The sequence below is a fragment of the Campylobacter sp. CH186 genome, assembly GCF_004378925.1.
GTDB lineage: Bacteria > Campylobacterota > Campylobacteria > Campylobacterales > Campylobacteraceae > Campylobacter_D > Campylobacter_D jejuni.
Map to the genome: position 1 here is coordinate 406,684 of NZ_RYYB01000001.1, position 12,314 is coordinate 418,997.

General features: G+C 30.6%; 11 protein-coding genes. All 11 read left to right on the forward strand.

What is annotated here, in order from left to right:
• The 11 genes from pglB to ELQ09_RS02080 all read left to right on the forward strand — a co-directional run bounded on the left by pglB (position 1) and on the right by ELQ09_RS02080 (position 12,306).
• Positions 1–2,142 (forward strand): undecaprenyl-diphosphooligosaccharide--protein glycotransferase, encoded by a 2,142-nt coding sequence (gene pglB / locus ELQ09_RS02030; protein ID WP_134224612.1) that lies wholly within the window; start codon positions 1–3, stop codon positions 2,140–2,142.
• Between the two features lie 9 nt (positions 2,143–2,151).
• Entirely contained in the window at positions 2,152–3,282 is a 1,131-nt protein-coding gene (gene pglA / locus ELQ09_RS02035; protein ID WP_134263737.1) for a N,N'-diacetylbacillosaminyl-diphospho-undecaprenol alpha-1,3-N-acetylgalactosaminyltransferase, read from the forward strand.
• Positions 3,275–3,877, forward strand: a complete 603-nt coding sequence (gene pglC / locus ELQ09_RS02040; protein WP_002932689.1) for an undecaprenyl phosphate N,N'-diacetylbacillosamine 1-phosphate transferase — start codon at positions 3,275–3,277, stop codon at positions 3,875–3,877. The genes pglA and pglC overlap by 8 nt, the downstream gene beginning before the upstream one ends.
• Positions 3,864–4,454, forward strand: coding sequence for a UDP-N-acetylbacillosamine N-acetyltransferase (gene pglD, locus ELQ09_RS02045; RefSeq protein ID WP_032598731.1), 591 nt, complete (start codon positions 3,864–3,866; stop codon positions 4,452–4,454). Before pglC ends, pglD begins: the two co-directional genes overlap by 14 nt.
• Before the next feature lie 97 nt (positions 4,455–4,551).
• Positions 4,552–5,712: a UDP-N-acetylbacillosamine transaminase gene (gene pglE, locus ELQ09_RS02050; RefSeq protein ID WP_134263738.1), complete on the forward strand. Its 1,161-nt coding sequence runs from the start codon at positions 4,552–4,554 to the stop codon at positions 5,710–5,712.
• A 1-nt stretch (position 5,713) separates the two neighbouring features.
• The gene (gene pglF / locus ELQ09_RS02055) at positions 5,714–7,486 is read left to right on the forward strand and encodes a UDP-N-acetylglucosamine 4,6-dehydratase (configuration-retaining) (RefSeq protein ID WP_052785357.1); all 1,773 of its coding nucleotides are present in this window, start codon (positions 5,714–5,716) and stop codon (positions 7,484–7,486) included.
• A complete protein-coding gene (locus ELQ09_RS02060) occupies positions 7,486–8,379 on the forward strand; it encodes a PDC sensor domain-containing protein (RefSeq protein ID WP_002932694.1) in 894 nt (297 codons plus the stop codon). Before pglF ends, ELQ09_RS02060 begins: the two co-directional genes overlap by 1 nt.
• Positions 8,380–8,491: 112 nt before the next feature.
• Entirely contained in the window at positions 8,492–8,884 is a 393-nt protein-coding gene (locus ELQ09_RS02065; protein ID WP_002866134.1) for a chemotaxis response regulator CheY, read from the forward strand.
• A gap of 22 nt (positions 8,885–8,906) precedes the next feature.
• Positions 8,907–9,758: a 50S ribosomal protein L11 methyltransferase gene (locus tag ELQ09_RS02070; protein WP_070317070.1), complete on the forward strand. Its 852-nt coding sequence runs from the start codon at positions 8,907–8,909 to the stop codon at positions 9,756–9,758.
• The gene (ftsH, locus tag ELQ09_RS02075; protein ID WP_002853468.1) at positions 9,755–11,692 is read left to right on the forward strand and encodes an ATP-dependent zinc metalloprotease FtsH; all 1,938 of its coding nucleotides are present in this window, start codon (positions 9,755–9,757) and stop codon (positions 11,690–11,692) included. Before ELQ09_RS02070 ends, ftsH begins: the two co-directional genes overlap by 4 nt.
• The gene (locus ELQ09_RS02080) at positions 11,689–12,306 is read left to right on the forward strand and encodes a phosphatidylserine decarboxylase (protein WP_002868622.1); all 618 of its coding nucleotides are present in this window, start codon (positions 11,689–11,691) and stop codon (positions 12,304–12,306) included. The genes ftsH and ELQ09_RS02080 overlap by 4 nt, the downstream gene beginning before the upstream one ends.
• Positions 12,307–12,314 lie beyond the last annotated feature (8 nt).

Here is a 12,314-nt window from a genome sequence, read left to right on the forward strand (position 1 = left end):
ATGTTGAAAAAAGAGTATTTAAAAAACCCTTATTTAGTTTTGTTTGCGATGATTATATTAGCTTATGTTTTTAGTGTATTTTGCAGGTTTTATTGGGTTTGGTGGGCAAGTGAGTTTAACGAGTATTTTTTCAATAATCAGTTAATGATCATTTCAAATGATGGCTATGCTTTTGCTGAGGGCGCAAGAGATATGATAGCAGGTTTTCATCAGCCTAATGATTTGAGTTATTATGGATCTTCTTTATCCGCGCTTACTTATTGGCTTTATAAAATCACACCTTTTTCTTTCGAAAGTATCATTTTATATATGAGTACTTTTTTATCTTCTTTGGTGGTGATTCCTATTATTTTACTAGCTAATGAATATAAACGTCCTTTAATGGGCTTTGTAGCTGCTCTTTTAGCAAGTATAGCAAACAGTTATTATAATCGCACTATGAGTGGGTATTATGATACGGATATGCTGGTAATTGTTTTACCTATGTTTATTTTATTTTTTATGGTAAGAATGATTTTAAAAAAAGACTTTTTTTCATTGATTGCCTTGCCGTTATTTATAGGAATTTATCTTTGGTGGTATCCTTCAAGTTATACTTTAAATGTAGCTTTAATTGGACTTTTTTTAATTTATACGCTTATTTTTCATAGAAAAGAAAAGATTTTTTATATAGCTGTGATTTTATCTTCTCTTACTCTTTCAAATATAGCATGGTTTTATCAAAGTGCCATTATAGTAATACTTTTTGCTTTATTTGCTTTAGAGCAAAAACGCTTAAATTTTATGATTATAGGAATTTTAGGTAGTGCAACTTTGATATTTTTGATTTTAAGTGGTGGGGTTGATCCCATACTTTATCAGCTTAAATTTTATATTTTTAGAAGTGATGAAAGTGCGAATTTAACGCAGGGCTTTATGTATTTTAATGTCAATCAAACCATACAAGAAGTTGAAAATGTAGATCTTAGCGAATTTATGCGAAGAATTAGTGGCAGTGAAATTGTTTTTTTGTTTTCTTTATTTGGTTTTGTATGGCTTTTGAGAAAATATAAAAGTATGATTATGGCTTTACCTATATTGGTGCTTGGGTTTTTAGCCTTAAAAGGGGGGCTTAGATTTACCATTTATTCTGTACCTATAATGGCTTTAGGATTTGGTTTTTTATTGAGCGAGTTTAAGGCTATATTGGTTAAAAAATATAGCCAATTAACTTCAAATATTTGTATTATTTTTGCAACTATTTTGACTTTAACTCCAGTATTTATCCATATTTACAACTACAAAGCACCAACAGTTTTTTCTCAAAATGAAGCATCATTATTAAATCAATTAAAAAATATAGCCAATAGAGAAGATTATGTGGTAACTTGGTGGGATTATGGTTATCCTGTGCGTTATTATAGCGATGTGAAAACTTTAGTAGATGGTGGAAAGCATTTAGGCAAGGATAATTTTTTCCCTTCTTTTGCTTTAAGCAAAGATGAACAAGCTGCAGCTAATATGGCAAGGCTTAGTGTAGAATATACAGAAAAAAGCTTTTATGCTCCGCAAAATGATATTTTAAAAACAGACATTTTACAAGCTATGATGAAAGATTATAATCAAAGCAATGTGGATTTGTTTCTAGCTTCATTATCAAAACCTGATTTTAAAATCGATATACCAAAAACTCGTGATATTTATCTTTATATGCCCGCTAGAATGTCTTTGATTTTTTCTACGGTGACTAGTTTTTCTTTTATTAATTTAGATACAGGAGTTTTGGATAAACCTTTTACCTTTAGCACAGCTTATCCACTTGATGTTAAAAATGGAGAAATTTATCTTAGCAACGGAGTGGTTTTAAGCGATGATTTTAGAAGTTTTAAAATAGGTGATAATGTGGTTTCTGTAAATAGTATCGTAGAGATTAATTCTATTAAACAAGGTGAATACAAAATCACTCCAATTGATGATAAGGCTCAGTTTTATATTTTTTATTTAAAAGATAGTGCTATTCCTTACGCACAATTTATTTTAATGGATAAAACCATGTTTAATAGTGCTTATGTGCAAATGTTTTTTTTAGGAAATTATGATAAGAATTTATTTGACTTGGTGATTAATTCTAGAGATGCTAAGGTTTTTAAACTTAAAATTTAAGGGTTGAAAATGAGAATAGGATTTTTATCACATGCAGGAGCAAGTATTTATCATTTTAGAATGCCTATTATAAAAGCATTAAAAGATAGAAAAGATGAAGTTTTTGTTATAGTGCCACAAGATGAATACACACAAAAACTTAGAGATCTTGGCTTGAAAGTAATTGTTTACGAGCTTTCAAGAGCTAGTTTAAATCCTTTTGTGGTTTTAAAGAATTTTTTTTATCTTGCTAAGGTTTTGAAAAATTTAAATCTTGATCTTATTCAAAGTGCGGCACACAAAAGCAATACCTTTGGAATTTTAGCAGCAAAATGGGCAAAAATTCCTTATCGTTTTGCCTTAGTAGAAGGCTTGGGATCTTTTTATATAGATCAAGGTTTTAAGGCAAATTTAGTGCGTTTTGTTATTAATAATCTTTATAAATTAAGTTTTAAATTTGCACACCAATTTATTTTTGTCAATGAAAGTAATGCTGAGTTTATGCGGAATTTAGGGCTTAAGGAAAATAAAATTTGTGTGATAAAATCCGTAGGGATCAATTTAAAAAAATTTTTTCCTATTTATGTAGAATCGGAAAAAAAAGAGCTTTTTTGGAAAAATTTAAACATAGATAAAAAACCCATTGTGCTTATGATAGCAAGAGCTTTATGGCATAAAGGTGTAAAAGAATTTTATGAAAGTGCTGCTATGCTAAAAGACAAAGCAAATTTTGTTTTAGTTGGTGGAAGAGATGAAAATCCTTCTTGTGCAAGTTTGGAGTTTTTAAACTCGGGTGTGGTGCATTATTTGGGTGCTAGAAGTGATATAGTCGAGCTTTTACAAAATTGTAATATTTTTGTTTTGCCAAGCTATAAAGAAGGCTTTCCTGTAAGTGTTTTGGAGGCAAAAGCTTGTGGTAAGGCTATAGTGGTAAGTGACTGCGAAGGTTGTGTAGAGGCTATTTCTAATGCTTATGATGGACTTTGGGTAAAAACAAAAAATGCTAAGGATTTAAGCGAAAAAATTTCACTTTTATTAGAAGATGAAAAATTAAGATTAAATTTAGCTAAAAATGCCGCCCAAGATGCTTTACAATACGATGAAAATAATATCGCACAGCGTTATTTAAAACTTTATGATAGGGTAATTAAGAATGTATGAAAAAGTTTTTAAAAGAATTTTTGATTTTATTTTAGCTTTAGTGCTTTTAGTGCTTTTTTCTCCGGTGATTTTAATCACTGCTTTGCTTTTAAAAATCACTCAAGGAAGTGTGATTTTTATTCAAAATCGCCCTGGGTTAGATGAAAAAATTTTTAAAATTTATAAATTTAAAACCATGAGCGATGAAAGAGATGAGAAGGGTGAGTTATTAAGCGATGAACTTCGCTTAAAAGCTTTTGGAAAAATTGTTAGAAGCTTAAGTTTGGATGAGCTTTTGCAACTTTTTAATGTCTTAAAAGGGGATATGAGTTTTGTGGGGCCTAGACCTCTTTTGGTTGAGTATTTACCCCTTTACAATGAAGAGCAAAAATTGCGTCATAAAGTGCGTCCAGGTATAACAGGATGGGCGCAGGTAAATGGCAGAAATGCTATTTCTTGGCAGAAAAAATTCGAACTTGATGTGTATTATGTGAAAAATATTTCTTTTTTGCTTGATTTAAAAATCATGTTTTTAACAGCCTTAAAGGTTTTAAAACGAAGTGGGGTAAGCAAAGAAGGCCATGTTACAACAGAGAAATTTAATGGCAAGAACTGAAAAAATTTATATTTATGGTGCTAGTGGTCATGGGCTTGTTTGTGAAGATGTGGCTAAAAATATGGGTTATAAAGAATGTATTTTTTTAGATGATTTTAAAGGAATGAAATTTGAAAGCACCTTGCCTAAGTATGATTTTTTTATAGCCATAGGAAACAATGAAATTCGAAAAAAGATTTATCAAAAAATTTCAGAAAATGGCTTTAAAATCGTTAATCTTATTCATAAAAGCGCGCTTATAAGTCCTAGTGCAAGTGTGGAAGAAAATGCAGGAATTTTAATCATGCCTTATGTAGTAGTTAATGCTAAAGCCAAAATAGAAAAAGGCGTGATTTTAAATACTTCAAGTGTGATTGAACATGAATGCATGATAGGGGAATTTTCTCATGTGAGTGTGGGGGCTAAATGTGCAGGTAATGTAAAAATCGGTAAAAATTGTTTTTTAGGGATTAATTCTTGTGTTTTGCCTAATTTAAGCTTAGCAGATGATAGTATTTTGGGTGGTGGAGCAACTTTGGTTAAAAGTCAAGATGAAAAAGGTGTTTTTGTGGGAGTGCCTGCAAAAAGAAAAATATGAAATGATTATAAAAAGATTTTTGTTTGATTCTTTGTAAATTTTTTTAGGTAAAATAGAGTCAATTTATAAAAATTTTGTTTTATACAAAGGATAAATCATGAGATTTTTTCTTTCTCCTCCGCATATGGGCGGCAATGAATTAAAATACATAGAAGAAGTTTTCAAAAGTAATTATATGGCACCTTTGGGTGAATTTGTAAATCGCTTTGAACAAAGTGTAAAAGATTATAGCAAAAGTGAAAATGCCTTAGCTTTAAATTCGGCTACAGCGGCTTTGCATTTAGCTTTAAGGGTGGCGGGGGTAAAACAAGATGATATTGTTTTGGCTTCTTCTTTTACTTTTATCGCTTCAGTAGCACCTATTTGTTATCTTAAAGCAAAACCTGTATTTATAGATTGTGATGAAACTTATAATATCGATGTAGATTTGTTAAAGCTTGCTATTAAAGAATGTGAAAAAAAACCAAAAGCATTGATTTTAACTCATCTTTATGGTAATGCTGCAAAAATGGATGAAATTGTTGAAATTTGCAAAGAAAATGACATTGTTTTAATCGAAGATGCTGCCGAAGCTTTAGGAAGTTTTTATAAGAATAAAGCTTTAGGAACTTTTGGAGAATTTGGAGCTTATTCTTATAATGGTAATAAAATCATCACCACTTCAGGTGGAGGTATGCTTATAGGAAAAAATAAAGAAAAGATTGAAAAGGCAAGATTTTACAGCACTCAAGCAAGGGAAAATTGTTTGCATTATGAACATTTAGATTATGGTTATAATTACCGTTTAAGCAATGTTTTAGGAGCTATTGGTGTAGCGCAAATGGAGGTTTTAGAGCAAAGAGTGCTTAAAAAAAGAGAAATTTATGAGTGGTATAAAGAATTTTTAGGAGAGCATTTTAGCTTTTTAGATGAGTTAGAAAATTCAAGAAGTAATCGTTGGTTAAGTACAGCTTTGATTGATTTTGATAAAAATGAACTTAATGCTTGTCAAAAAGATATAAATATCAGTCAAAAAAATATTACTTTGCATCCAAAAATTTCAAAACTCATAGAAGATTTGAAAAATGAACAAATAGAAACAAGACCATTATGGAAAGCTATGCACACTCAAGAAGTATTTAAAGGAGCTAAGGCTTATCTTAATGGCAATAGTGAGTTATTTTTCCAAAAAGGAATTTGTTTGCCAAGTGGTACAGCGATGAGTAAAGATGATGTTTATGAAATTTCAAAACTGATCTTAAAGAGCATAAAGGCTTAAAATGATTTTTTATAAAAGCAAAAGATTAGCATTTTTTTTAACTTCAGATATTGTTTTAATTTTACTTAGTGTTTATCTGGCTTTTTCTTTGAGATTTAGTGGAGATATTCCGAGTATTTTTTATCATGGTATGATGGTTTCTGCTATTATTTTGCTTATTTTAAAACTTTCATTTTTGTTTATTTTTAGAATTTATAAAGTAGCTTGGAGATTTTTTTCTCTCAATGAAGCAAGAAAAATTTTTATTGCTTTGCTTTTAGCTGAGTTTTGTTTTTTTCTTATTTTTTATTTTTTTAGTGATTTTTTTAATCCTTTTCCAAGAAGTGCTATTGTGATAGATTTTGTTCTTTCTTATATGTTTATAGGTACTTTAAGAATTAGCAAAAGAATGCTTGTGGATTTTAAACCTTCTAGAATGAAAGAAGAAGAAACTCCTTGTATTGTAGTAGGGGCAACTTCTAAGGCATTGCATTTGTTAAAAGGTGCAAAAGAAGGTTCTTTGGGACTTTTTCCTGTGGGTGTGGTTGATGCGAGAAAAGAGCTTATAGGGACTTATTGTGATAAATTTGTTGTAGAAGAAAAAGAAAAAATAAAATCTTATGTAGAACAAGGGGTAAAAACTGCCATTATTGCTTTAAGACTTGAACAAGAAGAGCTTAAAAAACTTTTTGAAGAACTTGTAGCTTATGGTATTTGCGATGTAAAAATATTTTCTTTTACAAGAAACGAAGCAAGAGATATTAGTATAGAAGACTTGCTTGCTAGAAAACCAAAAGATTTAGACGATAGTGCTGTGGCAGCTTTTTTAAAAGACAAGGTAGTTTTGGTAAGTGGGGCAGGTGGAACTATAGGCAGTGAACTTTGTAAACAATGTATTAAATTTGGCGCTAAGCATCTTATTATGGTTGATCATAGTGAGTATAATCTTTATAAGATCAATGATGATTTAAATTTATATAAAGAAAAAATTACTCCTATTTTACTGAGTATTTTAGATAAGCAAAGTTTAGATGAGGTATTAAAAACTTATAAACCTGAGCTTATTTTACATGCAGCCGCCTATAAACATGTGCCTCTTTGTGAACAAAATCCACATTCAGCAGTAATTAATAATATTTTAGGAACTAAAATTTTATGTGACAGTGCTAAAGAAAATAAAGTAGCTAAATTTGTGATGATAAGTACAGATAAAGCAGTGCGACCAACAAATATTATGGGTTGCACTAAGAGAGTTTGCGAGCTTTATACTTTAAGTATGAGTGATGAAAATTTTGAAGTTGCTTGTGTGCGTTTTGGTAATGTTTTAGGTTCTAGTGGTAGTGTGATACCGAAATTTAAAGCACAAATTGCCAATAATGAGCCTTTAACTTTAACACATCCTGATATAGTGCGTTATTTTATGCTTGTGGCTGAGGCAGTGCAACTTGTTTTACAAGCTGGAGCTATCGCAAAAGGGGGAGAACTTTTTGTTTTGGATATGGGTAAGCCTGTGAAAATCATAGATTTAGCTAAAAAAATGCTTTTGCTTTCTAATCGCAATGATTTAGAAATTAAAATCACAGGCTTAAGAAAAGGTGAGAAGCTTTATGAAGAGCTTTTAATTGATGAAAATGATGCTAAAACGCAATATGAGAGTATTTTTGTAGCAAAGAATGAGAAGGTTGATCTTGATTGGCTTAATAAAGAGATAGAAAATTTACAAATATGTGAAGATATTTCAGAGGCTTTATTAAAGATTGTACCTGAATTTAAACACAATAAAGAAGGTGTATAATGTATATAAAAGATATACAAAGATTTGAAGATAATCGCTATCGTGCTAGAGCTTATATGAGTTATATTTTAACAAGAAATTTGCCTAATAAACTTCCTGATATTCACCTTGAAACGATTAAAATAGCTTTGGATAAAATAGCTCATGAAGTTGTTGTTTTTGATGCTTTGTATATTTTAGATATTTCAGGCATGCAAATAGAAAATGCGATTTCCTTAAATAAGGCTCATGAAATAGGACAGGGTGAGGATAGAAGTACTCGTTCTTATTTTTATAGAGCTGTAAAATTAAGACGATGTGTTTTGAGCGATCCTTATCCTTCAGTTTTAAACAACGAACTTTGCGTGACAGCTTCTATGCCAATTTACGATGATAAAAATAACTTACTTTTTGTTGTTTGTATTGATATCAAGCTTGAAGATATTTTAAAGATTATTCAAGCAGGAAAATTTGAGTTTGTTTTTACTCAATTTAGTCGTTTGGTATATTTTTGTTTCGCACTAGTTTTATTTGTGATTACTTGTTTTTTATTTCAAAAAGGTTTTTTTAGTCTTTTTGATAATCAAGCTATAGGTATAGAACATATGTTTGAAAGTACTATTGCTATAACTTTAGCTTTGGCCATTTTTGATTTGGCAAAAACTTTGATCGAACAAGAAGTATTAGGAAGGACAAAAAAAGAAGAAGGTGGAATTCAAAAAACTATGGTGAGATTTTTAGGTTCTATTATCATTGCTTTGGCCATAGAAGCTTTGATGTTGGTATTTAAACTTGCTATTGGTGATCTTTCTCAGATGATTTATGCGATTTATCTTATCGGTGGAGTGAGCTTGCTTCTTTTAGGTTTAAGTGTATATTTATTTACGGTTAAGTATAAAAATAATAATATTTGAGTAAAAATTTAAGTAAAAGATGATATAATGCTGTTTTTTAAAATTTTTTAGCTTGATTAATAAGGCTAAAAAGGGTAAAATAAAACTATAAAAACTTTGAAAGGACGAAATTGTGAAATTGTTAGTTGTTGATGACAGTTCTACTATGAGAAGGATTATTAAAAATACCCTAACAAGACTTGGACACGATGATGTTTTAGAAGCCGAGCATGGCGTTGAAGCTTGGGATTTATTAACTAAAAATGAAGATGTAAAAGTTTTAATTACAGATTGGAATATGCCAGAAATGAATGGCTTGGAGTTGGTAAAAAAAGTAAGAGCAGAGAAAAAATATGAAGATATGCCTATTATCATGGTTACAACTGAGGGCGGAAAAGCTGAAGTGATTACTGCTTTAAAAGCTGGCGTAAACAACTATATTGTAAAACCTTTTACTCCACAAGTTTTAAAGGAAAAACTTGAAGATGTTTTAGGAACAGGAAGTGGAGAAGGTGCAGCTGAGTAAAGGCTGATTTTTAAAATTCTAAATGCAAAAAAAATATTACGAATTGTTCTTTATTGTAGAAGAGCGGTATAAAAATTTATTTCTTGATTTTGCTTTTGATTTAGGTATAGAAGCCATAGAAGAGAAAGATAATGGTGTTTACATTAGATCCCATGAGAGTTTAGAAGAGCTTTCATGGGCACTTGAAATATTTGCTCAAAAACTTACAACTACTTTCAATTTAAACCGCAAAATTATTTCTAATTTAAGTCTTGTAGAGAAAGAAAACAAGGACTGGATACAAGAATATAAAAAAGGCATAAAACCTATTTTAGTGGATAATATTTACATCCATACTACTTGGCAAGAAGAAAAAAAGAATTGTATAAATATAAAGATTAATCCAGCCTTAGCCTTTGGCTCAGGACATCACGAAAGCACATATTCTTGTGTAAAATTTTTACAAAAATTTTCTAAAAGTAAATTAAGAGCTTTAGATCTTGGTTGTGGTAGTGGAATTTTGGGTATTATTATGGCAAAGTTTGGCTGTAATGTTGAAATTTGTGATACTGATGAGTTGGCTATTGATAGTTCTTTGGAAAATGCAAGATTAAATGGTGTCGATTTTCACAAGGCTTGGTGTGGATCTATAGATAAAGCAAATGGTTTATATAATCTAATTGTTGCAAATATCATTGCAGATGTGATTTTAATTTTAGAAAAAGATATTAAAAACCATTTAGAAGATAATGCTATACTTATTTTGTCAGGAATTTTAGATAAATATTCAACAAGAATTAAAGAAAAATTTCAAGATTTGAAACTCATTGATGAAATGCAAATCAATGAGTGGTGTAGTTTTGTATATAAAAATAATAAAAAGGATAAGCAATGAATAATAATACCCCAAATAATAAGGGTAATCCGCAGGGCAATAATTTTTTTAACAAAAATCCCATTTTTATTTTTGCGATTTTTGCAATTGTAATGATAATTATTTTTAAGGGATTTTTTGATGGCAATGGTTCTTTTGGCGGGGCATTGAATGGCAATGAAGTAAATAAAAATGTCCCTTATTCTGAGTTAAAAAAGCTTATTGAAAGTGGACAAATCAATCAAGTTAGCATAGGACAAACAACAATCAAAGCGATTTCAAGCTCTCACAATACTGTTTATACGGCAAAAAAAGTTAATGATCCTGAGCTTGTGAGTTTACTAGATAGTAAAAATATCGCTTATGGTGCGTATTCTGAAACAAATTGGTTTACAGATATACTTTTTTCATGGGTTTTGCCAGTATTTATTTTCTTTGGTATTTGGATGTTTTTGGCAAGTCGTATGCAAAAAAATATGGGAAGTTCTATATTGGGTATAGGAAGTTCTAAGAAGCTTGTAAATTCAGAAAAACCTAAAGTAAAATTTAGCGATGTAGCTGGTGTTGAAGAAGCTAAAGAAGAAGTAAAAGAAATTGTAGATTTTTTAAAGTATCCTGAAAGATATATTAAATTGGGAGCTAAAATTCCAAAAGGGCTTTTACTTGTTGGGCCTCCAGGTACAGGAAAAACTTTGCTTGCAAAAGCAGTTGCAGGTGAAGCTGATGTGCCGTTTTTTAGTGTTTCAGGTTCTTCTTTTATAGAAATGTTTGTGGGTGTAGGTGCTTCTCGTGTGAGAGATTTGTTTGAAAATGCAAAAAAAGAAGCTCCCGCTATTGTTTTTATAGATGAAATAGATGCTATTGGTAAAAGTCGTGCAGCAAGTGGCATGATGGGTGGAAACGATGAAAGAGAACAAACTTTAAATCAGCTTTTGGCTGAAATGGATGGCTTTGGGACAGAAAGTTCCCCAGTTATTGTTTTAGCAGCAACAAATCGCCCAGAAGTTTTAGATGCAGCGCTTTTAAGACCAGGAAGGTTTGATAGACAAGTTTTAGTTGATAAACCTGATTTTAAAGGTAGGTGTGATATTTTAAAAGTGCACATGAAAGATGTCAAAATTTCCCCAAAAGTTAAGGTAGAAGACATAGCACGCTTAACCGCAGGGCTTGCAGGAGCTGATCTTGCAAATATTATTAATGAAGCGGCACTTTTAGCAGGTAGGGATTCTAAAAAATATGTAGAACAAAATGATTTAGTTGAAGCTGTTGAAAGAGCTATAGCAGGACTTGAGAAGAAATCACGTCGTATTAATGAAAAAGAAAAGAAAATTGTTACTTATCATGAATGCGGTCATGCTTTAATCGCTGAAACTACCAAAGGTGCAAAACGTGTAAGTAAGGTTTCTGTGATTCCGCGTGGTCTTGCGGCTTTAGGTTATACTTTAAATACTCCTGAGGAAAATAAATTTTTAATGCAAAAACATGAACTTATCGCTGAAGTAGATGTACTTTTGGGTGGTCGTGCAGCTGAAGAAGTGTTTATAGGTGAAATTTCAACGGGTGCAAGTAATGATTTAGAAAGAGCAACCGATATTATAAAAGCTATGATTTCTATGTATGGTATGAGTGAAATTGCAGGACTTATGGTGCTTGAAAAACAAAGAAATACTTTCTTAAGTGGTGGACAAACCATAAAAGATTATTCTGAAAAGATGGCAGAATCTTTAGATGATTATGTAAAGAAAACCTTAGATGAACGCTATAAAGATGTTAAAGATACTTTAAATACTTATAAGGGAGCGATTGAGACTATGGTTGCAGCCCTTTATGAAGAAGAAACTATTGAAGGTAATAAAGTGCGTGAGATTATTAAAGAGTTTGAGGATCAAAATAGTCTACCAACTCGTTTACAAGAACTCGAAGAAGTTAAAACTGAAGTTAAAGTAGAAGAATGAAAGATTTTATTGCAAAAGATGGATATTTAAGTCTTATTATTTTAAGCTTGATTTTTATTTTTGTGTGGATTTTTTATTCTTTTTCCATCTTGCTATTAGCATTAATTGTAATTTGTATTTTTCTTTTTAGAGCGCCCAAAAGAGAACTTGTTTGTAGTGATGAAAAAGCTATTTTTGCACCTATGGATGGTAGGGTTACTAAAATAGAAAATATTCATCATAAAGATTTGGGTGAATGTGTTGAAATTGCTATTAAAAATGCTCTTTATGATGCTGGGAATTTTAATACACCTTTTGCAATGTCTATAATAGATATTCGTTTACGACATGGGCTTTTTTTGTGCAGTGAATTAAAATCTGCAAAAATGATGAATGAAAGAGCTTTTATTTTGGCAAAAGTTAAAGAGAATAAAACGATAGCCTTGCGAATCTATGCAGGTTCTTTTGATAGAAAATTAAAGCTCGATAATATTTCTCATGATTTAAAAGCAGGAGATAGAATGGGTTTTTTAATCAATGGCTCTATAAGTTTACTTTTACCAAAAGATACTAGAATTCATATAGGCTTAAATGATGAAATTAAAGCAGGTTCATTGTTGGGCTATTTTGCGTAAGGAAAAAT